The sequence below is a fragment of the Aliihoeflea sp. 2WW genome (assembly GCF_000497755.1).
GTDB lineage: Bacteria > Pseudomonadota > Alphaproteobacteria > Rhizobiales > Rhizobiaceae > Aliihoeflea.
Map to the genome: position 1 here is coordinate 220115 of NZ_AYOD01000008.1, position 24622 is coordinate 244736.

A 24622-nucleotide genomic window follows, 5' to 3' on the forward strand; every position below is an offset into this window, starting at 1 on the left:
CCTACTCCCCGTCCTGCCAAATGCCGCGCGCCTTCATGCTGTCGGCGACTTCGCGCGGCATGTAGTTCTCGTCGTGGCGCGCGAGCACGGTGTCGGCAACAAAGTGCCCGGATGCGTCGAACGCGCCCTCGGCGATGACGCCCTGCTCCTCGCGGAACAGGTCGGGAAGGATGCCGCTATAGGAAACGGTCACCGTTTCGATCCGGTCGGTCACCGCGAAACTGACGTCGGTGCCGCCATCCCGGGCGATCGAGCCCGTTGCGACGAGGCCGCCGAGCCGGATGCGCTCGCCGGCGGCCACGCCCTTTTCGGCCACGTCCGCGGGCGTGTAGAAGTAGGAAGCCTTCGAGCCGAGCGCGACGAAGGTCAGCGTCGTCGCCAGCGCGAGGAACCCGAACGCGCCGCCGATTACCGCCAGTCGTTTCTGCTTGCGCGTGATCGCCATCTCACTGCTCCACTTCGAGGCCGAGCGACAGGCCGTAGGCCACCAGGTGACCGGCCTCGGGCGACCCGGGTCCGAACGCCGCGCGCGCGCGATCGAGCGCCGCCTGCGCGTCCTGCGGCCTTTCCAGTACCATGTAGGAGCGGATCAGTTGCTGCCATCCGTCGACATCGTTCGCGTTGGCCTCGAGCCGGGCTGCAAGGCCTGCGACCATGGTTTCGATCGCCTCGGCCTCGGCGCCGGGCGAAGCGTCCGTTCCCTCATTTTCGATCGCCGCGACGATGACCCCGTGCCAGGGGGATTCCTGCGGGAGGTCTGCGCGCATGTCCTGCCACATCTGCCGGGCTTGCTCGCCATTGCCGGCCTGATCGGCGGCCAGCGCGACGAAATAGCGGCTGCGCACATCGTCCGGCGAAAGCGCCAGCGCCCGTTCGAACCGTTCCAGCGCATCGGCCGTGATCTGTCCTCCGGCCGATGCCGCAAGCGCCTCGCCTTCTCCGGCAAGACGCGCCGCCGTCGGCTCGTCGAGGCGCGAGGCACTGGCAAACGCGGTCGCCGCATCGCCATAGCGGCCGAGCCGCATGTAGATCGGCGCCAGCACGTCCCAGCCACGCGCGTCGTCCGGATTGGCGGCCAGGTGCGCTTCGGCCCGCGCGATCAGCTCATCGACGGACGCCTGCGTCGGGTCGGACTGGAGACGCGCCTGCAATGGCTGGCCGGGATAGCCCGGCGAACCGGTGGCGGCATATAGCCCCCAACTGACGAGGGGCAGCGACAGGATGGCGATCGCCCCAATCCAGCTTCCGACCGCCCGGGGCTTTCCTCCCACCACGCCGGCGTCGCGCGCATCGGAGAGGCGGATGATCTTGCGGCCGATCTCCGCGCGCGCCAGTTCCGCTTCGCCCGAAGTGATCAGTCCGCGCGCCATGTCGCGTTCGATTTCGAGAAGCTGGTCCTTGTAGACCTCGATCTCGTGGACGCGGCTGTCAGCCGCATCGGTTCGGCCGCGCGCCAGCGGCGCGAGCAGCACGAGGCATACCCCGAAGGTCAACGCTGCGGCGGTGATCCAGAAAACCATGCCCGTTCCTATCGGCAGTCAGGTCGATTGCCAATCGCGCCGGGATGCGGCCTTTCGTATCGCCCGGTCAGGCGAGCGGCGTCCAGCTTCCGTTTTCGTTCCGGCACGCCGTGCCGCGACCAACGCGCTCGGCGCCATTTTGAACGACCGTATGGGTGTATTGCCGGCAGTTCTGCGAGCCGACCCGGTACGGCGGCGCCGCGACCACCTGTCCTGACAGGCGTGCGCCGCCCTGCCAGGCGACCGGCTGGCCGGATGCGGTGTATTCGAGCGCGCGATATTCGGCCTCGAGTGCCCGCTGGCGGTCGGCGCGGTCGAGGTCCTCGCCGAGGGTTCGACCGATCAATCCTCCCGCCATCGCCTCGGCGATGCTTGCCGACATCGGCTGCGCGCTGCCCGCGCCCGTCGGGCCGGCAAACGCTCCGATCAGCGCCGAACCGCCGGTCGAGGGCGCCGACATGCACCCCGACACCAAAAGTCCTGCGGCCAAAATTCCTGCGAACCTGATGATCATTTAAGCTGAAACGTCCCATGCTGAACGCGAAGTCCGCGTCGATTCAGAGCGAGACCTAAGCTAGGGTCTTGGCCGAACTTTGTCATCGGCAGGGCTTTCAATCGGCAAGTTCGTCGCGCTGGCGTTGCAAACGGATCACTGCCCGCAGCCCCCCTTCCCCGGATCGCCCAAGCTCGAACGAACCGCCATACTCCTTGACGAGATCGGCCACGATCGCCAGGCCGAGCCCTGTGCCGGGCTTGGTTTCGTCGAGCCGCTGCCCCCGCTTCATCGCAAGCCGCGCCTGGTCCTCGGGAATGCCCGGCCCGTCATCCTCGATCGTCAGCACGAAGCCCGGCTTCCTGTCGTCGCCATCGCGCCGCACGGAAACCGTCACAGCGGAACGCCCCCACTTGGTAGCGTTTTCGAGAAGATTGCCGACCAGTTCCTCGAAATCCTCCTTCTCGCCGCTGAAGACGATTTCGTCGTCGGGAGCGTCGAGGGAGATGTCGAGATGCCGGTTGAGCTTGGAGAGAACCCGAACGAGGCGTTCGAGCGTCGCCACGACCGGGGTCCGGAAAAGCACGCTGTCACGTTGTGCGGCGACGCGCGCGCGCTGCAGATAGTGCTCGACCTGGGACTGCATCGCGGTTGCCTGGTCGACGATGAGCCCGCCCTTTTGCCCGCCCATCGCCGCGCCTTCGTTGAGAAGGACCGCCAGGGGCGTCTTCAGCGAATGAGCCAGATTGCCGACCTGCGTTCGCGATCGTTCGACGATGCGACGATTGCTTTCGATCAGCGCGTTGGTTTCGTCGGCAAGCGGCGCGATCTCGGCCGGGAAGCTGCCGTCCAGCCTTTGCGCGCTGCCGGAACGGATTTCGGCGAGAGCGCGACGCACCCGCGAGAGCGGTCGCAGGCCGAGCCAAATGGCGATCGCGTTGATCGCGATCATGCCGAAACCGAAAAGGGCCAGATAGATGTAGAGCTGCCGCTCGAAATCGGCGATCTCCGCCTCGAGGTCCGACCGGTTGCCCATCACCCGAAAACGCGCGACACGCTCGGCATCGTCGAGCACGAATTCGCTCTCGAAGACGTCGACGAATTCCTCGTCGAGCCCCATCTCGACATAGCGACGCTGGAATTCGGAATCGAACGGCACCTCGTCGGTCGACGGTGTCTCGACCGTCTCGACCATCGAGATCGAGCGCAGCGACCCGCGCAAGCCCTCGGATACGGGCTCGACAGACCAGTACCAGCCCGAGCGCGGGATCGTGAACCGCAGGTCGCCGAGATTCGGATTGCCCTGCAGCCAGCCATCCTCGGTAACGCTGACCGTGCTGATGAGGTTGAACAGGTGCGCGGACAGAAGGCTTTCAAACCCGCGCTCGCTCGCCTGCCGGAAAAGGGTCGAGATCACGGTCGCGATGATGACGAGCGTCAGCAGCGCCCAGAGCGTCGAAAATGCGATGACGCGGACGGTCAGCGAACCGAAGCGCAGCCGCCTTGACATCATGGGCGCGGTGATCCGCGACGCCTCATGGCGCGGGCTCGCGCATGCGGTAGCCCATCCCGCGGACCGTCTCGATCATGTCGACGCCGAGCTTCTTCCGCAGACGTCCGACGAACACCTCGATCGTATTGGAGTCGCGGTCGAAATCCTGGTCGTAGAGATGCTCGACCAGTTCGGTGCGCGAGACGACGTCGCCCATATGGTGCATGAGATAGGCGAGCAGCCGGAATTCGTGCGATGTCAGGCGCAGAGGCACACCGCCGAGATCGGCCTTTGACGACTTGGTATCGAGGCGCAACGGTCCGCACGAAATTTCCGACGAGGCATGCCCTGCCGCACGGCGAATGAGCGCGCGCAATCGCGCCAGGACTTCCTCGATATGGAAAGGCTTTGCGACGTAGTCGTCGGCGCCGGCATCGATGCCGGCCACCTTGTCGCTCCAGCGGTCGCGCGCCGTCAGCATCAGGACGGGCATCTTGCGCCCGTCGCGACGCCAGCGCTCGACGACCGAGATTCCGTCCATCTGCGGCAGGCCGATATCGAGGATGACCGCGTCATAAGGTTCGGTATCGCCGAGGAAATGCCCCTCCTCGCCGTCGAATGCACGGTCGACCACATAGCCGGCGTCGACCAGCGCGTCGCTGACCTGCCGGTTGAGGTCCTTATCGTCCTCGACGACCAGAATGCGCATGGTTCAGTCCCGTCCCTTGGTCCGATTTTTGACGAATCGCAGCCGCAGACTACATCGGCACGACGAATTCGGCACGACGGGGTCGCTGCCCGTCCTGACCGGGCACCAGCACCACGATCACGCACACCTGCTGGCCGCCGCGGTCCTCGGGCGTCGCCTTGGCGAGCGTTCCGCCGTTTTCGGCCGCGATCTGCTGGCCGACCGCGTAGCAATCGCCCTGGACGAGCAGAATGCGCTGCGGTGTCGCAGGGGCGGCGGACGACATCGGCAGCGCGGATGCCGGCAAGACTGCGCCAAGCGCCATCGATGCTGCCAATGCCAGGGTCGGGAAGCGAATGTTCTTCATGTGTGACGTTCTATTACAGACGGGCTGAACATCAAATGAACAACGCGGCCCTAGGTTTCAGCTCATCTGATGCGGGTCGTCGCCGCAAGCCGGCCGAAGATGGCGACCAGTCCCGAGATCGCTGCCACCGCCAGCAGGACCGTGTCGGTAAGCGCGGCGCTGTCGACCGCATCGACCGGCACGCCAAGGGCTGCCGCACCGGCGCTCGCCACGGTGATGATCGAGGCCCAGTTCGTGCGCGAAGAGTACCAGGGTTTTTCGAAGTCCATCTTTTCCATCCTCTACGTGTTGAAGTGAAAATCGCGTGTCGCGACCATGCCGGGACCGGCCACAAGGCTGATCTGGCTGACGCGCAACCGAAGCAGGGAGCGTCCCTCGACCAATGACGCATCGACCGGCCAGCGCGGCAGCACCGTCTCGGCCTCGCCGACGACCTCGCTTCCGTCCAGAAGCGTCGCCAGATAGCGTTCTTCGGCCTCGCCAAGCGGGATGTCCGCAGCCAGCCAGCTATCGGCATCGATCCGCCCGCGCCGCGTCCAGGCGAAGGTCACCACCTCGCCCGCCCGCTCGCAGCGCAAATGGCAGGGCGAAAGCGGCAACAGCGCCCGCATTCCGCCGCTGACGATGGCGCTTGTCGCGTAGCGGTCGGACAAATCGTATCCGGCGGGCACGCATCGCCAGTTGAGTTCGCGGCCGATCTCGCTCGACTGCAAACCCGCCGCCACGACCGCCCGGTCGAGAAGCACGAACCGCGCGCCTGCCGGGGCCCCGGATGCCAGCGCATCCTCGGTGCCGAGTTGCCCGCGCAACAAGTCCCCGACCTCCCACAGTCCCGGCGCGATTTCCTCTGCACCGGCGAACTGGAGAACTTCCCAACCGACCGCGGTTTCGATCGCAGCGGCGTTGGCGCCGTTGAGCATGTCCGCAACCGCCACCGATTGCAGCGAGCCGCCATGCAGCCGCACGCGAATGCGCGTCACGCGGTCGATTACGCCGCTGCGGCCAGGCTGCGCAGGCTCCTCCAGCCGGCCCATCGTCGCCGGCCTGTCGATCTGCGCGCGCAGGTCGAAGCCCGCGACATCGGGCGAAGCGAAGACGAGCTGGCTTCGCCACGGTCGCGCTACGGCCGCGATCCGCAGGCGGGTTTCGGCAGCCTCCGCGTTTGGTCCCATCGGCAGGTCGAGCCAGATCGCCTCCGGCGGTCCCGGCAGCTTCGGCGACGTATGGACCGGCGGCAGGATACCCTGCCACGCAGTCGCGGCCCGCAAGCCGATGCGCCTGGCGACAACCCGTGCGGTCAGACCTTCCTCGATCGTCTCGACGCGATAGACCCTGTCGCCGCGCCGCTGCGGCAGCCGCACGGCCTGGCCGGTCGAAAGTGCCGCCGGCGCCGTCGCAAAGCTGATCGTCTCGCGTCCCGCCCGATGCCGGTCGAGCCAGCGCGTGGCAAGCGCGGCCGCCTGCCCCTCCTCCAGCATTCCGGGAAAGCCGAGCCGCGCCCTGCTGTCGGCGCCGGGCTCGAATTTGGCCGCGCGTGCCTGCGCCGCCTGATACTCGCGGAACGGGTCGCGATAGGCGAGTTCGACTTCGCTCGCGACCTGCGTCTGCGCCTCGCTCGTCGTCTCGATCACCACCCCGCCATCGTCGACGAGATCGACCAGATCGACGACTTCGCCCACGATCTCGGGATCGCGAAAGGTGATCGTCCCGCCGCTCTCGCTGACGCCGAGGCCGAAGAGTTCGACCAACGGCTGCAACGCCGCGCGCGCCGTCCCCGGCTCGTCGACGACATAGCCCGCGATCGTCTGGTGCACATCCCGAACGTCCGGCAGCGGCAAGCCGTGGCGCGTCATGATCGTCTCGATGAGCGATGCAACGTCGACGCCGCTCGCCCGCCCGTTCAGCCAGTGGCCGAGAAACCAGTTCGCGCCGTCGGCCCAGACGCCCCCAAGCGTTGGAAATGCCGGAAACGGACGCGCATCCCATGCCCAAACATAGAGCCGGTCGGGATCGACCATCCGCCCGCCTTCCAGCGCCGCCACCGGGTTGCGCGTACCGTCGAAGCTCGAATGCCCCGGCTGCCAGGCCCCGTGCTGCGCCTCGAGATAGCGCGCCTGCGCAACATCGCTTCTTGCGCCGTTCGAGAAATGCGGCGCAGCATTCTCGGAACTCTTCGGGTCGGGAAAGACGTTCGGCTGGTTCGGCCCCTTGTCGATCGCGGGACAGCCGATTTCGGTCATCCAGACCGGCTTCGAGGCTGGCACCCATGCCATCGGCTCGGACAGTTCGACGCCGCCCAGCCGGTCGAAATGCGGGTTCTCCCACCAGGATTTGATGTCCTTGTAGCGAAACACCCAATCCTTGCCGTACGCCCCATCGCTGATCGCCATACGCTGCCGCGCGACCCGGTCCTCCTGCGAGGCGTAGAAGAAATCATGACCCTCACCGCGGAAGACGCTTTCGAGCAGGCCGTCGCGATCATTGGCCGACGAGAACCCGTCCGGATTGCCGCCGGCTTCGTCGCCGTCCCGCCAGTCCGACAGAGGCATGTAATTGTCGATACCGACCGCGGACACCGCCGGATGCGCCCAGAGCGGATCGAGGTGGAAGAGGACGTCGCCCGATCCGTCCCCCGGCTGGTGGCCGAAATATTCAGACCAATCCGCGCCATAGCTGATGCGCGCCTGCGGCAGCATCGCCGCCACCTCGCCCGCCAGTTCGCACAGCACGTCGACGAACGGAAACCCGTTCGACCCGTCGCGCAGCGTCGTCAGCCCACGCAGTTCCGAGCCGAGCAGGAAGGCGTCGACGCCGCCCGCCAGCGCCGCCAGCCGCGCATAGTGCAGCACCAGCCGGCGATAGCCCCAGTCGTCGGGCCGCAGACACGTGACACCTTCGCCCGCCGCGACGACATCCGCCGGACCGACCGCCCCGGTGAAATACGCGACGATGCCCTGCATCGCATTCGTCTTGTCCGGGCTCCCCGCTTGCCCCGGCGCCGGCATCGACGTAATCCGCCCGCGCCATGGATAGACCGCCTGCGCCGCCTCGCCATAGGGGTCTGGCAAAGCGTTGCCGGCCGGCACGTCCATCATGATGAACGGATAAAGCGTGACCTTCAGCCCGCGCCGGTTGATCTCGCCGATCGCGTCGATCACAGAGCGGTCGCTCGGCGTCCCTCCATAAGCAGCCGCGTCGTCGATCTGCGAGACGACATAGGCCGCCGCACGCGCCACGCCCGATACCGCCCACTCCTGCGAGAACCCGTCCGGATTGCCCTGCGTCACGCCCGGCCGCACGCGGCATGTCCCTGCGCGTAGATCGTCGCCGAACCAGGTGACGACCAGCGCGACATGCTTCAGGTTCGGAAACACCGCCTGCAGCTCGTCGAGCGAAGCCTCGATGTCGGTGCCAGCGTGAAGCACATGCCGGTTCACCGCCTCAGTCTCGCCGACCGGCCGCGACCGCGTCACCTCGGCCGGCGACAGGCCGTATTCGGTCGAGCCGGGGATCAGCGCCACCGCCCGCACGTCGTTCTGGTAGCCGCCGACCGGCCGCACCACCTCGAACTGGAATTGCGGCAGGCGGTTGCCGAAATCGGTCAACGGAAAGCGGTCGAACACCACATAGGCGACGCCGCGATAGGCCGGCGCATCGCCCTGCTTTGCCGCGATCAGTGGGTCGGGCTGCTGGTCCTCGCCGCCCCGGTAGACACGGATGTCGAAGCGCTCGCGGTCGATCTCGCGCCCATCCGCCCAGATCCGCCTGACGCTCGCGATCTCGCCCTCGCACAGCGCAAAGGCTGCATTGGCGAAATAGCTGTAGGTCGTCGTCTTCGGCCCGCCCTTGCCGCCCTGCCGCTCGGTCCGGCTCTCTTCCTCGAAACGCGTCGCCCAGATCAGGTTGCCGGCGATCCGCGCCGTGCCGAAGACTTGGGGAAGCGGCACGCCCTCTTCCGCCTGGAACGGCCGCATCCCCGACAGCCGCGGCCCCTCGATGCGCTGCGAGCCGTTGATCAGCGCGCGGTCGACGAGATAGCCGCCGATCGCACCCGCCGCCGAGCCGATCGCCGCACCGAACGTGCCGAGATAGCCGCCGAGAAACGACCCGGCAGCCTGCAGAACGATTGTCGCCATGAAGTTCCCCGGTCAGTCTGGAAATCGAAACGCCGCCGCGATGCGCGACCGCCAGGCCGGCACGAGCGGCGACACCGCCACCGCGTGGCCTTCATAGGCATGGATGATCGTGTCGCCGTCGGCGAGAACGGCGAGGTGCTTGGCCGGCAGATGCCGGCGCCAGCGAAAGGCGAGAACGTCGCCCGGCATAGCCTCGCCCGGCGCGATTTCCGCCATATGTCGCCGCGCAGCCTCCAGCAGCGGCTCTCCTGTCCGCGCCTCGGCCCAGTCGCGCGAATAGGCCGGCATCGCTTCCGGCTCGCAATCATAGAGGTCGCGCCAGATGCCACGCAGCAGCCCTAAACAGTCGCATCCGACGCCGAGCCGCGATCCCTGATGCCGATAGGGCGTGCCGATCCAGCGCCGCGCTTCACGCAACACGTCCGCGCGCCTCATGGAACGATCGCCCCGCCGTCGAACACCCCATCCTCACTGACATAGCCATAGGCGACGTCGTTTCCCGGAAGATGCGGAAACCCACGAAAATTCAACGTGTTGGCGAACTTATCTCGACAGGTCGAAAAAGCCTTGTCGCAGCCCGCGGTGATAGAGAACGCGAAGCCCGGCGCAAGGTCATCCCCGCCATCCAGCGTCACCAGACCGCCCTCCGTCCCCCGCCGATGCGCTGTCACGCGATAGGACTGGCCCTCGCTTGTCAGTCTCCCGCCGCCGAACCAGCCATCCGCAAAGGCGTCGAGCCCCGAGACAACATAGATCCCCGTTCCCGCTTGCGCGACGACAATCCCTGCAGCCCCGAACCCCGCCATCGCGACCCCGCACCTTGCATCACCAAGCTCCGCATCGCAGCTCCGCCGCAAATATCGCCCCGCCGGCCGATCGAGATTGCGTACCAGGCTTTCGAGTTCGGCTACCAAAGCCCCGTCGCGCCGAATGATCTTGCCGATGGCCGATACTCGGACCAATTCGGCCCCGTCCGGCGCGTTCCAGTCGACGCGGAACGTCTCCACCTTCGCGCCGTCGAACAGCCCCGCGTCGATCTCCGCCTCCGAAAGCCGCGTCGACGAAAGCGCCCCTTCGATCTCCGCCGTGTCGACTGCCAGCCCGAGCGAGGACTGCGCCTCGCTCTGCGAGAAGCCCGATCGCGGTTCGAAGCTGGTGCCGTCGAAAACAAGCCCCCGATCGTGATCGGTAAAGCCGAGCGCCGTGCCATCCGTCTTCGTCACCCGCCAGCAAAAGCACAGCGTCGTCGCCCGATCGCTCATGCGAACACCTCGACGATCGGGATCGACGGGATCTGCCCCGCCTTGAACGATGACAGGCTGATCTCCAGCCGGTCGGTGTCGAACCGCGCGGCGATGTCGAACAGGAACCCGGCCGTCACCAGGCTACCCTCCGCTGGCGCTGCATCGAGCGTTACGACACCCGTCATCGGGTCGACGGAGAACGCGCTTGCATCAAGCTCGAAACCGTCCACGGCCACCTGCACCGATCCCGCGACCGGAAGCGTAATCTCACGCTGATACGCCTCGGCCCCGCTGCCATAGCTCTTGGCGAGTTGAAACGTCACGCTCTCGCTGTCGCCGATCCCGATCTCCTGATCCATCGATTCGGGTTCGTCACCCAACCCACTGGATTTGTGGTCGAAAGGGTCGCGGAAGCGGAAGGCATGCAGCGCCCCGCGCCGCGCTTCGAAGAAGGCGACGATCTCGCCCAGATCGTCCAGCGCGCGCAGCCCGGTGCCGGCGTCGAAGCGCCGTCGCGAGCGGCTCTGGCGCAGATTGCGCCGTTCTTCGCCCGACGTCATGGTGACGATCTCGACGCGCCGTTCCGGCCCGCCGGTCGCGCCGAAGGAGATCGCGGTCGGAAACCGCTCATCGTGAAATGCGTCCATCATCGCCTCACAAGGTTCGCGTACCGCGCGAGACCGCCCGCGCCAGCATGCCGGTGATCTGCGCTTCGGATTTGCGGAACGAGTTCGCGTCGGCCGCCGTCACGTTGAAGACGACATTGACGGCACCCCCGCCGCTCGCCGCCACGCCCAGCCGCCCGTCGGCGGAACGTTGCAGCGGCAGGATCGCCTCCGCGCCCGCCTCGCCCATTAGCCCGGCGCCCCGCGCCATCGGAAAGAGCGTCGGCCCCGAGACGACGCCCCCTTGCGCGAACGGCGTGATCGAGCCCGGCACGCCGCCCTTGGCGAACGGCACGATCCCGCCGAGCAGCCCACTCAACGCGCTCGACGCCAGCCCGCTCAGCGGCTTCAGCCCCTGGCTCAGCGCCATGCCGGCCAGATTGAGGCCGATGCGGCGCAAGATGTCGTCGAGCGAGCGTCCGCTGACGGTCGCCGCCCGCAGCGCCCCGCCAAGCTGGTCGCCAAAGCGCGACGACAGTTTTTCGAGGTTCGACAGCGCCGCCGCAAAAGGCGCCGTGTCGGCCTCGATCGACACGGTGAACGTCTCGTCCATCGCAAATCTCCTTCAAAGATCGGGAAAGCGCGCCATCAGCGCGCCGAGATCGTCGCGTGCCGGCGCCGGGCGGGCCGCGCGATTCAGCCCGGCGCACCAGGCGAATTCGCGCGGCGTCATCGCCCAGAGCTCGGCCGGCTTCAGCCGCAACAGGCCGAGGCCGGTTTCGAGGACGTCGTCCCACGGAAACCAGCTCGGCGGCGCTGCTGCGGCGGTCAAGGGTTTGCCGGCCCCGCCTCCCCGGCGAACGTTGCGGTCAGAAGATCAGAGACGATCGCCGCGAAACCGGTCACCCCGCCCTTGCAATGCATCGCCAGCACCTCGTCATCGGCCACCGCATTGCCACCGCCGCGCAGACCCGCGCCGATGATCTTCGCCATGTCGCCGGCCGAGAGCCTGCCCGTCGAAAATCGTTCGACGAGCGCACCGAGATCGTTCGCCTTAAACGCGCTTTCGAGTTCCGCCAGCGCGCCCAGCGTCAGGCACAGCCGATAGTTGCGGCCGTCGAGCGTCGCGCAGATCTCGCCGCGCCGATGGTTCACGTTCATGCGGCCTCCGCGAAGCTGAGCGCGCCGGCCGATTCCAGCGCCGCCTCGAACGTCACCTCGCCGTCATGGCTGCCGGCATATTCGAGCGCGGTGATCTGGAACGGCCCTTCGATCACGCCGAAATCCGGGATCGCCAGTTGCCAGGCCGAGATCGACCCTTCGAAGAAGCGTTCGCGCAGGAGCGCATCCGACGCCTGGTCCTTGAAGATGCCCGATCCGCTGACCGATGCCCTCTGCACGCCGGCGCCCGCCAGAAGCTCTCGCCAGCGCCCCGCCGAGTCCGCGTTGGTTACGTCGACGGTTTCGGAGTTGAACGCCAGCCGCTTGGTGCGCAGCCCGGCAATGGTGACGAAAATGCCTGACCCGTCCGGGTCGAGCTTGAGCAACAGATCCTTGCCCTTCTGAGCAACCATGAAGGCCTCCAGGTGAAATGTTCAACGATGTCAGTGAATTCAGGTCGCCGCTTCGGTCAGCGCGCGAAACCGGATAAGCCCGTGATGGACGTCATTGTCGTCCTCGTAGCGGACTTCGGAATACTCGGCGTGCAGCCGGATCAGCGCATGACCGTCCAAGGCCAGCGCCGCGTCGTCGAGCGCTGCCCGCACCATTTCCATGAGCATGTGGCATTCGCTCTTGCCGCGCTCCTTGGACCAGACGTGTAAGGTGACGAGGTGTTCCGCCCCGGTCTCCGTATCGGTCGACCAGTCGTAGACGGCGGTTCGTCCAAACGTCAGGTAAGGGAACTTCGCGTTGGCCGGCGCCTGGTCGTACAGCCGAACCGCGCCCATGGCGGCGGTCAGGTCTGCATTCGCCTGCAACGACGCGAAGACGCCCCGCTGAAGCTCAAGTGCCGCGCTTGTCATCCGCCCCCTCCTCGCCCGTCCGGCGCTCCCGCTCGCCACGATAGCCTGACGCAACGTCGTCCGCCATGCCGTGCAGCAAGCTGCGCAGGCTCCTGACGAGATCGTTGCCGGTCGTGCGTATCGCCGCCTTCATCGCCCCGTCTCCCGCGTTTCGCAGACGAGATAGCGACCCGTCTCGTCCGGGTCGGTGATGGTCTCGATGGCGAAGACGCGCTCGCCGCGGCGAAACCGCATCCGCCGGAAAATGTCGCCGCGATGGCGCATGGTGATGCGGTGGGTGATGTCGACTTGGCGCTGGTCCGCGCCGTAGCGCATCCGCGCCCGCACCGGCTCGACATGGGCGAACAGCGTCGCCACCTCGACCCACTCGCGCACGACGCCACCCGCCCCGTCGCCGCTCTCGATCGCGTCTTCGACGATCAGTTCGGTGTGCAGCATCCCTGGATCGATAAACTCCATCAACCAACCCTCCTGCGCTTGAACGGCGCGATCAGCCGCTCGTAGCCGGCCGGATACGAAACCGGCTGGTCGCCCGCGCCATGCACGCCACGAAATTCGTACCAGTGCGCCACCAAAACCAGCACCGCACGCTTCAACAGGTCGGGCACGTCGGTCGCCGCCTCTCCATGGCCTGCCACGAAATCGATCTCGATGCCGTTCAGCGACGCCGTCGGCGCCAGCGGCACCTTGAAATGGACCCGCGCCGGCCGCGACACCGCGTCGACGACATAGCCCGCCGGGTCGACCACCGACCCTTCACCGTCCTCGCCGAACACCGTCACCGACAGAACCTCGCGCACGGGATGCGGCGCCAGGCGCACGGTCCGGTCGCGCGGCCGTGCGTCGAGCACCTTGCGCCAGGTCTGCGCCATCAGCGCCAGCCCCGTCGCCGCCTCGACCTCCTCGCGCGCGGCCCTGATCAGGCCCGTCAGCAATTCGTCCTCGCTGTCGTGCTGCACGCGCAGATGGCTCTTTGCCTCGGCCAGCGTCACCGGCTCGCCCTCGGGGCCGGTCGTTCGAAATGCGGTCATCGCCACCTCGGTTGTCGGATGCAAAAAGGCCCCGGCAATCGCTTGCCGGGGCCGATACTTCGTTCGACGCCTTACGCCGCGAACTTCAGCAGCTTGATCGCGTCGAAATCCTGCACCCCGCCGCCGACGCGCTTGGTCACGTAGAAGAGCACGTAGGGCTTGGCGGAATACGGGTCGCGCAGCACGCGCACGCCCGCCCGGTCGACGACGAGATAGCCGCGGCCGAAATCGCCGAAGGCGATCGGCGTCGCATCCGCGCCGATATCGGGCATGTCCTCGGCCTCGACGACCGAAAAGCCCATCAGCATGGCACGCGCGCCCGCCGTCGCCGGCGGCTGCCACAGATAGTTGCCATCGGCGTCCTTCAGCTTGCGGATCGCCGCCTGCGTCCTGCGGTTCATCACCCAGTTGGCGTTCTGGCGATAGCCGCTCTTCAGCGCGTAGACCGTGTCGATCAGCACGTCCGAAGCGTCCTCGGCCGGCAGCGCGCCGTCGACGCCGGTCGCGACATGGCCGAGGCTGCCCCACGCCCAGTCGCCTTCCGCCACCGACCCATAGTCGAGGAAGCCGCGCGGCTTGTTCACCCCGTCGCCATTGACGAAGGCCGCGCCTTCCTGCTCAGCGAAGGCGATTTCCACTTCGCCGGTGATCCAGTCGCCGAGATCGACGATCGAATCTTCCAGCAATGCCGCCGTCGCCGCCGGCATGGCGTAGAGTTCCATGGTCGGAAACTGCATCTCCTGCAGCGCCGCCGTGGCGGTCTGCGGACGCGCCGCCGTCTCGCCGACCCAGCCGACGGCCGGGCCGTTGACCGCGAAGGGCTTCTTCAGGACAGCGCCCGACACCTGCCGCACCGTCGCGATCGAGCGGATCGGCGACAGTTCGCGCAGCCTTGCGCCGATCGCCGTCTCGATCTCGTCGGGCACGAGATAGCCGCCATCCTGGCCCGAGCCGTAGCTCATCGCCTTCTGTTCGAGATCGCGCAACGTGCGGTGCTCGCCGGCGCGCACATAGGTGTCGAAGGCGTGCTTGTGCTCCAGCGCGACGCCCACCCCGCGTTCGCCGCCCAGATGCGGACGCGCCCGCTTCAGGCTCATCTCGTCGAGCGCGCGCTGCTGGCGGTCGAGCGCAGCCGAGATGCGATCCACCTTGTCGGTGGTGATCACGTCGGCGCTCATGCGCTTTTCGATCTGCGCCAGCCGGCTGTCATTCGCCTCGCGAAACGTGCCGAACGTCGTCATCAAATCGTCGAAGGCATCGCCGATCTCGCCGGTCGCCGCCTTGGTCTCGATGGAATGGTTCATCGAAGATTGGTCCTTTGATTGAGGGATCGTGCCGCCCGGCGAATGCGCTCCGCCAGGCTTGTCTCTGCATCCGGCGCGGCGTCCCGCTCGCGCCTCAAACTGGCGAAGCCATGCGCCATCACATGCCTCGCCTCCTTGCGCGTGAGCTGCGCGTCCCGCGTAAGCCAGCGCTCGAATTCGCGTGTCGTCGGCAGCTTCTCGCCCTTGGCGATCCGCGCCCCGTCCTGCATCGGAAAAGTCACGACCGAGATTTCCCACAGATCCGCCTCGCGGATATGGCGGATGCCGGTCTTAGGGTCGGTGTGCCCCCGCGCCACCTTGAAGCCGATCGACAGCCCGTCGAGCGCCCCGTCGCGGATCAGCTCGCGCACCTCGCGCCCTCTGGCCGAACCCGCCGAGAGCCGCCCGCGCACCTTCAGCCCGAACGCGTCCTCCGAAATCGCCGTCCACGCGCCGATCGGCTGCGCCGGGTCGTGCTGGAACAGCATCCGGATGCCGCCCGGCCCCTTTTTCGCCAGCGCCTTTGCAAACGCCCCGCGCTCGACGATGTCGCGGCTCATGTCGATCCGGTCGAACAGGCTCGCATAGCCCTCGAACACGCCCGTCTCGTCGACGCCGTCGATCGCCACGTCGACCAGCTTGCGCTCCAGTTTCACCGTGCTCATCCCTTGTCGCCCCGCTCCATCTTCCCATCCGCCCGGTCGAAGAGCCGCATCACGAGGCCGAGCGCCCACCACGCGCTGAGGCTCGCGGCGGCCGATCCCATCAGCATGATCTCGAAGGCGCCCAGCGCCGATCCGACATCGAGCTCGGACGCGATCTTCAACCCCGCCGCGCCGCCGAAGATCAGGCCGGAGACGACGCCGACGGTGAAGCGCAGCGCCGCCTCGCGCCGTCCGCGCGGCAGGACATAGGCGACCGAGATCGCCGAGCCGGCGATCGCACCGGCGAACTTGGCCAGCCACAGCCAGGCCGTTTCCATCGCAAGGTTCATCGCGCCCTCCTTCAGGCGACCGGCCGCGGGCCGTAGCCCACCGCCTCGCGCTTTTCCGCATCGGTCAGGAATTCGGCCGCACCGACCCGCGCCCACAGCGCCTCGCGCTCGGCCGCCAGCCCCTCGATCCGGTCGGCGTCGTAGTGCAGCTTCAGGCGGCGCCCGAAGCGCGGCGCCAGCCAGCCGCCCAGTTCCTGCGCGATGCGCTCGACCAGCGGCAGCACGGTCAAGCGATAGAAGGCGCGGTTCGCCTCCTGGTAATTCGCATAGGTGTTGTCGCCGGGAATGCCGAGAATCATCGGTGGAATGCCGAAGGCGAGTGCGATGTCGCGGCTCGCCGCATTCTTCGCCTCGATAAAATCCATGTCCTTGGGCGTCAGCCCCATCGCCTTCCAGTCGAGCCCGCCTTCCAGAAGCAGCGGCCGGCCGGCGCGCACCGCGCCCGTATAGCCCTCTTCCAGCTCCGCCTTCAGCCGCTCATATTGGTCGTCGGTGAGGTTCCCGCCTTCCTTCGGCGCGTAGACGAGCGCGCCCGACGGCCGTGCCGAATTGTCGAGCAGGGCCTTGTTCCAGCGCCCCGTGGCATTGTGGACGTCGAGGGCCATCAGGGCGGCCTGCAACGGCGGAAAGCCGTAATGGTCGTCGAGCGGATGGAAGAGCGCGAAATGGTGCGCCCCGCCGCCCTCACCCAGCCCCAGCCCCACCCGCCGGGTCGCCGCCCCCTGCCGCTCCTCCAGCGCCACCGGCCAGCCCGCCCGGTCGGCCGAAACCGTCACCCGGTCCGGCCGCAGAAGGTGCAGTTCGCGCGCGCCGGACGGCGTCTCGACCAGTTCCGCATAGGCATTGCCGGCCATCATCAGATGTCCGTAGAGCCCTTCGAGAAAGGCCGGGCCGGACTGGCGCGCATTCGGCCGCGCGACGAGGTCGAGCAGCGGATGCTCGGTCAGTTCCTCGCCGTCCTCGTAGAGCAGGAAGGGAATGGTCGCCGCCGCCTGCGAAATCATCCGCACCGAGCGATGCACCACCGGATTGCGCATGAAGCCTTCGCGGGCAAGCGCCGCATAGTCGCCGCGCGTCCACACCGCCTCACCATTCATGTGCAGCGCGACGAAGCCGGGCGACAGGCTCGCCGACCGGGTTTCCAGCCGCGCGCCATCGTCCTCCGGGCGCCGCGCCCAAGGCCATTTCCATCCCATCGGCAATTCCTTCAGGTGAGTTTGCGGATGCGCGGTTCCTGCCCGCGCCCCAGAAGAAGTTCGTTCAGCGCCCAGACGAGCGCGTCGAGCCGGTCGGGCGAGCGTCCGTTCGACAGACCCTGCGGCCCGAAATCGCACATCTCGTCTTCCAGCTCGGCAAAGCGGCGCGCATGCACAACCTTGCCCTGGTGATAGAGCGCCGCCACCGGCTCGGCGCGCAGCCACTTGCCGCGCGAGGCGCGCACCGCCTTCACCGGCAGGCTCGCATCGACGGCGACAAGCACCGCGCCGACCATGTCGCCGCCCTGGTTGACCTCGGCGACGACGCAATCTGCCTCGTGCCGGTGATAAGCCTCGACGATGCGTGCCGCCCAGCCCTGCGGCTTCAGCCCCTGCACCGTCGCATCCTCCAGCACCACCGCCCGTCCGTCGTCGCACAATCCCGCAACCACGATCCCGCACGCATCCGCTCGGCTGCCCGAGCTTGCCGGCGGGTCGACCGCGACCACGATCCGCGTCATCTCCGGCCGCCCCTCGATCCGCGCCGCCTCCAACTGCGCGCGCGACCAAAGCGCATCGTCGCGATCCTCGATCAGTTCGCCGTCGAGTTCCTGTCGTTCGAGCCGCGATCCTGCATAGCGCTTGCGGATCGTCTCGATGAAGCCGGCCGCAAGGTTGTCGCGATTGTCCATCGTCTTCAGCCGCGTCACCGTCACGTCCGGATCGGCGATCAACGTCTTCACCAGGGAAATCGGCCGCGGCGTCGTCGTAATGATCTGCGCCGGCCGCTCGCCGAGGCGCAATCCGAATTGCAGCATGTCGAAACAGTCCTGCGGATGACGCCACTTCGCCAGTTCGTCGCACCAGGCCGCATCGAATTGCGGCCCGCGCAGGCTTTCCGGGTCTTCCGACGAAAACGCATGGGCGACCGCGCCGCTATCCCACACCAGCCGCCGCCGTCCCGCCTCATAGCGGGGCCGGTTGCCACGTGCCTGCGTGATGATGCCCGAAGCGCCTTCGATCATCACCTCGCGCACGTCGCCCAGCGTCTCGCCGATCAGGGCGATGCGGCCATGATTGCGTCCGAAACTGAAGGGCGGCAGTCCGCGCACCAGCGCATTCACCCATTCGGTTCCGAGTCGCGTCTTTCCGGCGCCACGCCCGCCCAGCACCAGCCAGGTCGGCTTTCTCGTCCTCAATGTATATTGCGCGCCGTTCGAGTGGCGCGCCCACTCCCCGCGCGTCAGCGCCTCGTCATGCGCCGTCAGGTTCTGCGCCGCCCAATCTTCCTGCATGATATCGGGCGAGTTCGCGAATTCGGTCGTCGATCCGCTTGAGAGCGGCGGCAAGTTCGGCATCGTCTTTGATCTGCTTGTCCTTTGCGTCCTCGTCGGAGCGCATGGTTTCGCCGATTTTCTCCAGCGCCCGCACCATCGCCATGATGGTGTCGACGCGCGCCTTGTCGAAACTCAGTCCCTCCCCGTCTTCGCTTCCGAGCGTCAGCCGCTCGATTTCCGCGATCAGCCGGTCGTACTGGATTTCGATCCGCCGCCGTCGCTCGGCCACGCTGCCCGCCGCCACCGGCTTCCAGCATTCCGCCTCGGCCCGCATCCGCACCATCCGCAGAGACCGCCCCGCGATCATCGCCAGGTTTTCCAGCGAAGCCTCCCCGCCCTCATGGACATGCCGCATCGCGGCGAAAACGCCCTCAGCGCTCCGCATTTATCCCCTCTCGGCATCTGTGTGAGATGATCTTCGGCGAGCCACCCGCTCCGCCCCAGCCGCAATAGTGCGACCATGCCCGAAACCTACAGAACCACCGTCACGCTGTCAAGGACTATTTTCCTATTCACGTGCATGAACTGCCGAGCTCGGGACAGTCGACCCGAAGCCCCGGTCCGGCACGGAAACGCGGAGTGATTGAGGTTCAGCTTGAAATCGTCAAGGAGCACAGCCCCGATGATGACAAGAATAAATCCGCAATCAGATCCAAAAACTGGCGATGGCAGTGATCGCAGCGACAATCAAGGCTGATATTACAGATATTAGAATTAACCCCATCGGCCGCTGATACCAATAGGAATTCTTATTGTCTTTGTAATTTGCATGGGCTTTAGCGTCTTTTAGGCTAATACGACTACTGTTTGTGGCTTTGGCCAGAGTCTTATGACCGCGCAGGTCTGATCCATCTGCATTTATAATCGAATTTTCGTCAGCGATAAGCGCAGGCTGATGCTCTTTTTTGTTTGTCATACGCCGATAATCCACTTCACTTTATGGACCAATCGATATCACCGTGCGGGATACTGTATATCTTGCTTGATTTTGGTCGCGTTTCAACCCTCATACGTGCCTCGCTCACGTCAACCGTGCTTCCGCGTCTTGCAATGACGGGCGTTTCCCAGCCACTTAGGTTCGCGCCGCGAGCGTCTACGTGGGAATTGTCTGACGCGAAAATACCTGCGCGGTAACTATCCTCATCGGGCATGCTTCCCCTCCTTTTGACGGCGAGCCAGACGACGAATTGAGTCCCTTGTCGCACTGGCCGGCTTGCCAAAAGCATTCGGCGCAACAAATGGGGGCGACGAATACTGATTCGTAGCCTCCAATACATTAAGCTAGTTTTTGCGGTCTTTCGACTAGACGTCTCCCGTCGGACACGAAGCGAAGAAGCTCGGCTTTCTGCTCAGATCTGACCAGGTTTCTTCAACTCGCCGATGGTTCAGACATTCTCTCGACCATCCCGCCCAACGGCCACTGTTGCCTGTTAGCGACGCTGCAGTTTTTCCATTCACGATACCGTGCCAAAGTCGGACACATCCCTTGTGGCCGGCAGGCATTTGGAGGACACTTGTCGACTGAAGGGTTGTGCTGCCTTCGCTTCCTGGTTGCAGGTCGAGCGGGGGCGTTCGGGCATTGGGCGCAGTGGGCTAATGAAGAATCCGTTTTCGGCTCGCAAGAGGAAGGCGTCGCGGCCTGGCCGTCTGCTCGCGTTCGACGCGTGGATCGATTCCTCGCTCTACGAGGCCGGCTTTCGCGCGCGTGAGCGGTGGGAAAACGTCACCATCTTCTTCCGCCGCTTCAAGGTCACCGGCTGGCGCCGCGGCATCGTCGAATTGTCGAGCGAGGCCTTCACCATGGGCACCGCCGGCTCCATCGTCATGCTGGCGCTCGCCATGCCCGCCTTCGAGGAAACCGCGCGCGACTGGCGCAGCCAGGGCGAATACGCCGTCACCTTCCTCGATCGCTACGGCAACGAGATCGGCCAGCGCGGCATCATCCAGCGCGATTCCGTCCCGGTCGACGAGATGCCGGACCACGTCATCAAGGCCGTGCTGGCCACCGAGGACCGACGCTTCTTCGAGCATTTCGGCATCGACGTCATCGGCCTTGCCCGCGCCATGTCGCAGAACGTGCGCGCAAATTCGGTCGTCCAGGGCGGCTCGACGCTCACCCAGCAGCTCGCCAAGAACCTGTTCCTGACCAATGAGCGCTCGATGGAGCGCAAGATCAAGGAAGCCTTCCTCGCGCTCTGGCTCGAGGCCAATCTGTCGAAGAAGGAAATCCTCCAGCTCTATCTCGACCGCGCCTATATGGGCGGCGGCACGTTCGGCATCACGGCGGCGGCGGATTTCTATTTCGACAAGCACATCAAGGACGTGACGCTCGCCGAGGCGGCGATGCTGGCGGGCCTCTTCAAGGCGCCAGGCAATTACGCGCCCCACATCAACCTGCCCGCCGCGCGCGGCCGTGCGAACGTCGTCCTGAACAATCTGGTCGACAGCCGCATGATGTCGGAGGGCGAAGTCCTCGCCGCGCGCCTGCGCCCAGCGACCTCCGTCGACCGCGCCAATATGGAGAGCCCGGACTATTTCCTCGACTGGGCCTTCGAGGAGGTCAAGAAGCACGCGCCGAGGAACGGCCCGCACGCGCTCGTCGCCCGCACGACGATCGATCTCGACATGCAGCGCGCGGCGGAAGAGTCGCTCGAATTCCACCTTCGCCAGCACGGCTCCGAATATCGCGTCACCGAAGGCGCGATCGTCCTGATCGAGGACAATGGCGCCGTGCGCGCCATGGTCGGCGGGCGCGATTATGGCCGCAGCCAGTTCAACCGCGCGACGCGGGCGCTGCGCCAGACCGGCTCGTCCTTCAAGACCTATGTCTATGCGGCGGCTATGGAACACGGCTTCAAGCCGGACTCGGTCATTTCCGACGCGCCGATCAATTGGGGCGGCTGGTCGCCGCAGAACTATGCACGCAAGTTTTCCGGCCGCATGTCGCTGACCGAGGCGCTGGTGCGCTCGATCAACACCGTTCCCGTGCGTCTCGCCCACGATCACCTGACCACCACGCCGATCCGCGACATCGCCATGGCGATGGGGGTCGAATCCGAGATCAGCACGCACAAGACGATGGTCCTCGGCACGTCGAGCCTGACCGTGATGGACCAGGCCACCGCCTACAACACGCTTGCCGCCGGCGGCGTCGCCGGCACGCGGCACGGCATTTCGCAGATGCTCACCCATGCGGGCGATGTGGTCTATGATTTCGGCCGCGACGCGCCGCCGCCGGTCCCTGCCCTGTCGCCCGAGGCACTCGCCTCGCTCAATTCGATCCTCGTCCAGATTCCGGAATGGGGCACCGCCCGGCGCGCCGCCCTCGAAGGCATCCGCTCAGCCGGCAAGACCGGCACGACGCAGGCCTATCGCGACGCCTGGTATGTCGGCTTCACCGGCAACTACACGGCCGCGGTCTGGATGGGGAACGACGATTTCTCGACCACCAATAACATGACCGGCGGCTCGCTGCCCGCCATGACCTGGCAGCGCCTGATGACCTACGCGCATCAGAACGTCGAACTGAAGCCGATCCCCGGCATCGAGAATCCGTTCGTCGACGAGAAGCTCGTCGCCGAGGCCGCGACGAGCGCCGCTGGAGCGCAAACCGAGACGGCGGAGCAGCAGGAGCGCCCCGCCCTCTTGTCGAACCGCACCACGCGCCTTCTCGTCAACATGTCCGACGCCTTCCGGCAGGCGCCGGTCGTCCGGCTGCCGGACACGCCCGAAACGCTGTCGGCGCTTTGACAATCGCATGATTTTTTCTGCCGCGTCGTGTAAGTGCCGGATGGCGAACTTGCCCGCCATCGTGAATTCCGGCCCTCCTGAACGACGTTCCTGATGCTGAAATCCCTTCTACTCATCGTGCTTGCGCTCGTGATCGCCCTTGGCGGCGGCGCGGGCAGCGTCTGGCTGATGATGGAGGAGGTGGAAGATTTCGGCGCACTGACGATCGGCGAGTGGAGCGTCAATCCGACCGAGGGGACGCCGCAGGCCGATCCCTATGCCAAGGCCCGCTTCGCGCGCGAGGGCAAGCTCTCGCTCGGCGCCGCCGAAGGTGCACAGTTCGTCGCCGCGCGCGACACGACGGGCCAGCCGTTGCGCGGCGCCTGCGACTACGCCGTGACGGGCAGCATTCCGGCCTCGCGCTTCTGGACGATGCACGCCGTGCAGCCGGGCACGGCGGAGACACCGCGTGCGCTGCAGTCGCTGGCATTGCTGCGCGATGCGTCCGGTTCGTTCTCGATCGCGCTCTCGCGCCATCTCGCGCCGGGCAACTGGCTGCAGATCGGCACCGAAGGCCCCTACCGCCTCGTCCTTGCCGTTTACGACACCCCGACCGTCGGCACCGCGGATTTCGCCGAGATCACCTTGCCGCGCATCGTTCGGGAGCGCTGCAATGGGTAGGTTCTTGCGCGCCATCCTGGTCGGGCTCGTCGGCGCCGGCATCGTTCACGGCCTGGTTCTGCTGCTGATCCCCCATGTGACCGAAGCCGACGTCTGGGCGCGTCTGGAAGCGCGTGCGCCGTTCTATGAAGTGGTGCGCATCGATCCGGCGTCGGGTGCCAACATGCTGCATCTTCCCGATCCGCTTTTCGAAGCTGCCGCCTGCCGCATCGATCTGTCCGAGGGCATCGTCCATCTGGAAGCCGAGGGCGACGTTCCCTACTGGTCGATGTCGATCTACGACCGGACGGGCCAGAACATCTTTTCGATCAACGACCGCACGTCGAGCGATGGCGAGCTCGATTTCCTGGTTGCAACGTCGGCCCAATTGACCGAACTGCGCAACAGCCAGTCGGAAGATTTCGGCACGGCCGTCTTCGTCGAAACGGAGGTTCAGGAAGGGATCGTCGTGGTGCGCGCCTTCATGCCGGACCCGACCTTCGAGCCGACCGTCTCGCGCTATCTGGCCGGGCTGGCCTGCAGCCTGCGGTGATCAGGCCTTCTTGCGGCGCGCGCGCGGCTTGCGTACCGGCACATCGGCCAGTCTTTCATAGCGCACGCCTGGGAAGATGATGATCCTCGCCCCGCCCGGCGGTGCCGGACGTGAGGAAGGTGTCGAGGAATTCGGCCGAAGCCTGACAATCGTCGCCATGGTCGTTGCTCGCGGTCACGGTTGTGGAGCTCTACGCAACGCCTCCAAATCCGATATGCCGCGGCCACGGTTAATAAGTACATAACGCATTTGCGCTAAGTTGAACGATGGGTGGCAGGCGTTCGGTTCGACGCTTCGTTCCCGCGTGTTCGAGTATCCGCAAGATCGGGCGTAACCAGTGTCCAGCGTCGAGTTCCGGCAGTTTGCCCCCAGTGCACAGAGCACCAAGTCCGACCGTCTCCTGCGCGCGGCGGTCTCCGCATTCTGCTCCATCCTGCGCCCCTCGCGTCAGGAAGTCGCCCAGATCGAGGATCTGGCGACGCCGCTTCTCGCCCACGCCTCGCGCGAAACCCTGCGCTATGTCGCGGCTGCCCTGTCGGAATGCCTCAACCCGCCAGCCGCGCTTGTCCGCCGCCTCTGCGCCGAGCCGCTCGACGTCTGCGCCCCGCTTCTGGTCCGCTCGTCCGCGCTGCGCGACATCGACCTCCTCGCCCTGATCGGCCGGCACGGTCTTGGCCACGCGCTTGCCATCGAGCGCCGCCGCGACCTCGATCCGCGCATCGCCAAGCTGATCGCGTCGTTGAAGTCCCATCCCGCATCCGAAGCCGCAGATCCCGCGCCCAGTTCCATGCTTCCTGCCACGCTGGAAAAATTGCGCGCAATGATGGTGCCCACCGCCGAAGCCCGGCCCGCCCGATGGACCGAGGCACCGACGCCCTATCTCAAGCTGCGCGCGGCCGCCCTTTCGGGCAATCCCGTCATCCTGCGCGCAACGCTCGCAAGCCTCCTCGTGGTCGACGAGCACGCCGCCGCCACACTCCTCGCCGATCCCGCGATGACGACGCTCGCCGCAGCCTTGAAGCGCCTCGGCCTCTCCGCCGAGGAAGCCTACCTCATCGCCTCCACCACCCACCCCCACCGCTTCGCCACCCCCGCCACCATCCGCGCTTTCGTCGAGGATTATCTTGCCGAGGCAGCAACGCCGGCGTCGGTAACGCGACTAGGCAATCGATCTTAGCATCGACAAGGCCGGCACTGTCTTAGCGAAGCGGACCCCCACCCTTTATCCCTCCCCACAAGGGGGAGGGAG

31 protein-coding genes are annotated in these 24622 nt (G+C 66.3%); 4 read left to right on the plus strand and 27 right to left on the minus strand.

The window, feature by feature from the left end; translation table 11 throughout:
* Nucleotide 1: 1 nt before the first annotated feature.
* The 26 genes from ccmE to ALII_RS22310 form a co-directional block, all read right to left on the minus strand.
* On the minus strand, nt 2-439 hold the full coding sequence (ccmE, locus tag ALII_RS0106025; protein WP_024586425.1) for a cytochrome c maturation protein CcmE: 438 nt from the start codon (nt 437-439) through the stop codon (nt 2-4).
* 7 nt (nt 440-446) lie between these two features.
* Entirely contained in the window at nt 447-1520 is a 1074-nt protein-coding gene (gene ccmI, locus ALII_RS0106030) for a c-type cytochrome biogenesis protein CcmI (RefSeq protein WP_024586426.1), read from the minus strand.
* Nucleotides 1521-1587: 67 nt separating this feature from the next.
* A complete protein-coding gene (locus tag ALII_RS0106035) occupies nt 1588-1980 on the minus strand; it encodes a hypothetical protein (protein WP_244437329.1) in 393 nt (130 codons plus the stop codon).
* A gap of 151 nt (nt 1981-2131) precedes the next feature.
* Entirely contained in the window at nt 2132-3526 is a 1395-nt protein-coding gene (locus ALII_RS0106040) for an ATP-binding protein (RefSeq protein WP_152529545.1), read from the minus strand.
* Nucleotides 3527-3548: 22 nt separating this feature from the next.
* Complete coding sequence (locus ALII_RS0106045; RefSeq protein WP_024586429.1) at nt 3549-4214, minus strand: response regulator transcription factor; 666 nt, start codon at nt 4212-4214, stop codon at nt 3549-3551.
* Between the two features lie 49 nt (nt 4215-4263).
* Nucleotides 4264-4518: a hypothetical protein gene (locus ALII_RS22655; RefSeq protein ID WP_244437332.1), complete on the minus strand. Its 255-nt coding sequence runs from the start codon at nt 4516-4518 to the stop codon at nt 4264-4266.
* 104 nt (nt 4519-4622) lie between these two features.
* Nucleotides 4623-4829, minus strand: a complete 207-nt coding sequence (locus tag ALII_RS0106055) for a hypothetical protein (protein ID WP_024586431.1) — start codon at nt 4827-4829, stop codon at nt 4623-4625.
* A gap of 12 nt (nt 4830-4841) precedes the next feature.
* A complete protein-coding gene (locus ALII_RS0106060; RefSeq protein ID WP_024586432.1) occupies nt 4842-8696 on the minus strand; it encodes a glycoside hydrolase/phage tail family protein in 3855 nt (1284 codons plus the stop codon).
* A gap of 12 nt (nt 8697-8708) precedes the next feature.
* Nucleotides 8709-9131, minus strand: coding sequence for an NlpC/P60 family protein (locus ALII_RS0106065; protein ID WP_024586433.1), 423 nt, complete (start codon nt 9129-9131; stop codon nt 8709-8711).
* Nucleotides 9128-9958, minus strand: a complete 831-nt coding sequence (locus tag ALII_RS0106070) for a DUF2163 domain-containing protein (protein WP_024586434.1) — start codon at nt 9956-9958, stop codon at nt 9128-9130. The genes ALII_RS0106065 and ALII_RS0106070 overlap by 4 nt, the downstream gene beginning before the upstream one ends.
* Nucleotides 9955-10590 carry a DUF2460 domain-containing protein gene (locus ALII_RS0106075; protein WP_024586435.1) on the minus strand — a complete coding sequence of 212 codons (636 nt, stop codon included), beginning with the start codon at nt 10588-10590 and terminating at the stop codon, nt 9955-9957. The genes ALII_RS0106070 and ALII_RS0106075 overlap by 4 nt, the downstream gene beginning before the upstream one ends.
* 4 nt (nt 10591-10594) lie before the next feature.
* Nucleotides 10595-11158, minus strand: coding sequence for a phage tail tape measure protein (locus ALII_RS0106080; protein ID WP_024586436.1), 564 nt, complete (start codon nt 11156-11158; stop codon nt 10595-10597).
* A gap of 12 nt (nt 11159-11170) precedes the next feature.
* Nucleotides 11171-11377, minus strand: a complete 207-nt coding sequence (locus ALII_RS0106085) for a phage tail assembly chaperone (RefSeq protein ID WP_024586437.1) — start codon at nt 11375-11377, stop codon at nt 11171-11173.
* Nucleotides 11374-11706 (minus strand): gene transfer agent family protein, encoded by a 333-nt coding sequence (locus ALII_RS0106090; RefSeq protein ID WP_024586438.1) that lies wholly within the window; start codon nt 11704-11706, stop codon nt 11374-11376. The genes ALII_RS0106085 and ALII_RS0106090 overlap by 4 nt, the downstream gene beginning before the upstream one ends.
* On the minus strand, nt 11703-12119 hold the full coding sequence (locus ALII_RS0106095) for a phage major tail protein, TP901-1 family (protein ID WP_024586439.1): 417 nt from the start codon (nt 12117-12119) through the stop codon (nt 11703-11705). Before ALII_RS0106095 ends, ALII_RS0106090 begins: the two co-directional genes overlap by 4 nt.
* Nucleotides 12120-12158: 39 nt before the next feature.
* A complete protein-coding gene (locus tag ALII_RS0106100) occupies nt 12159-12569 on the minus strand; it encodes a DUF3168 domain-containing protein (protein WP_024586440.1) in 411 nt (136 codons plus the stop codon).
* Nucleotides 12550-12702: a hypothetical protein gene (locus tag ALII_RS22660; RefSeq protein WP_161632242.1), complete on the minus strand. Its 153-nt coding sequence runs from the start codon at nt 12700-12702 to the stop codon at nt 12550-12552. The genes ALII_RS0106100 and ALII_RS22660 overlap by 20 nt, the downstream gene beginning before the upstream one ends.
* Nucleotides 12699-13028: a phage head closure protein gene (locus ALII_RS0106110; RefSeq protein ID WP_024586441.1), complete on the minus strand. Its 330-nt coding sequence runs from the start codon at nt 13026-13028 to the stop codon at nt 12699-12701. The genes ALII_RS22660 and ALII_RS0106110 overlap by 4 nt, the downstream gene beginning before the upstream one ends.
* A complete protein-coding gene (locus tag ALII_RS0106115) occupies nt 13028-13600 on the minus strand; it encodes a head-tail connector protein (protein WP_024586442.1) in 573 nt (190 codons plus the stop codon). Before ALII_RS0106115 ends, ALII_RS0106110 begins: the two co-directional genes overlap by 1 nt.
* A gap of 71 nt (nt 13601-13671) precedes the next feature.
* A complete protein-coding gene (locus ALII_RS0106120) occupies nt 13672-14904 on the minus strand; it encodes a phage major capsid protein (RefSeq protein ID WP_024586443.1) in 1233 nt (410 codons plus the stop codon).
* Nucleotides 14901-15569 carry an HK97 family phage prohead protease gene (locus ALII_RS0106125; protein ID WP_024586444.1) on the minus strand — a complete coding sequence of 223 codons (669 nt, stop codon included), beginning with the start codon at nt 15567-15569 and terminating at the stop codon, nt 14901-14903. Before ALII_RS0106125 ends, ALII_RS0106120 begins: the two co-directional genes overlap by 4 nt.
* Complete coding sequence (locus ALII_RS0106130; RefSeq protein WP_024586445.1) at nt 15566-15898, minus strand: DUF6107 family protein; 333 nt, start codon at nt 15896-15898, stop codon at nt 15566-15568. Before ALII_RS0106130 ends, ALII_RS0106125 begins: the two co-directional genes overlap by 4 nt.
* 11 nt (nt 15899-15909) lie before the next feature.
* The gene (locus tag ALII_RS0106135; protein WP_024586446.1) at nt 15910-17094 is read right to left on the minus strand and encodes a phage portal protein; all 1185 of its coding nucleotides are present in this window, start codon (nt 17092-17094) and stop codon (nt 15910-15912) included.
* An 11-nt stretch (nt 17095-17105) separates the two neighbouring features.
* Nucleotides 17106-18443, minus strand: a complete 1338-nt coding sequence (locus tag ALII_RS0106140; protein ID WP_244437330.1) for a terminase family protein — start codon at nt 18441-18443, stop codon at nt 17106-17108.
* Nucleotides 18349-18816 (minus strand): hypothetical protein, encoded by a 468-nt coding sequence (locus ALII_RS0106145; protein ID WP_024586448.1) that lies wholly within the window; start codon nt 18814-18816, stop codon nt 18349-18351. The genes ALII_RS0106140 and ALII_RS0106145 overlap by 95 nt, the downstream gene beginning before the upstream one ends.
* Nucleotides 18817-19077: 261 nt before the next feature.
* Nucleotides 19078-19347 (minus strand): hypothetical protein, encoded by a 270-nt coding sequence (locus tag ALII_RS22310; RefSeq protein ID WP_152529547.1) that lies wholly within the window; start codon nt 19345-19347, stop codon nt 19078-19080.
* Between the two features lie 680 nt (nt 19348-20027).
* On the opposite strand from ALII_RS22310, the gene ALII_RS0106150 reads away from it, so the two are divergent.
* The 3 genes from ALII_RS0106150 to ALII_RS0106160 all read left to right on the plus strand — a co-directional run bounded on the left by ALII_RS0106150 (nt 20028) and on the right by ALII_RS0106160 (nt 23373).
* The gene (locus ALII_RS0106150; protein WP_024586449.1) at nt 20028-22181 is read left to right on the plus strand and encodes a PBP1A family penicillin-binding protein; all 2154 of its coding nucleotides are present in this window, start codon (nt 20028-20030) and stop codon (nt 22179-22181) included.
* 93 nt (nt 22182-22274) lie between these two features.
* Entirely contained in the window at nt 22275-22841 is a 567-nt protein-coding gene (locus ALII_RS0106155) for a DUF1214 domain-containing protein (protein ID WP_024586450.1), read from the plus strand.
* A complete protein-coding gene (locus ALII_RS0106160) occupies nt 22834-23373 on the plus strand; it encodes a DUF1254 domain-containing protein (protein WP_024586451.1) in 540 nt (179 codons plus the stop codon). Before ALII_RS0106155 ends, ALII_RS0106160 begins: the two co-directional genes overlap by 8 nt.
* On the opposite strand, the gene ALII_RS22845 is transcribed toward ALII_RS0106160, so the two are convergent.
* Nucleotides 23374-23532 carry a hypothetical protein gene (locus ALII_RS22845; RefSeq protein WP_173401397.1) on the minus strand — a complete coding sequence of 53 codons (159 nt, stop codon included), beginning with the start codon at nt 23530-23532 and terminating at the stop codon, nt 23374-23376.
* Nucleotides 23533-23710: 178 nt separating this feature from the next.
* Between ALII_RS22845 and ALII_RS0106170 the strand changes: the two genes are divergently transcribed.
* Nucleotides 23711-24550 carry a hypothetical protein gene (locus ALII_RS0106170; protein ID WP_024586452.1) on the plus strand — a complete coding sequence of 280 codons (840 nt, stop codon included), beginning with the start codon at nt 23711-23713 and terminating at the stop codon, nt 24548-24550.
* The last annotated feature ends 72 nt before the right edge of the window (nt 24551-24622 follow it).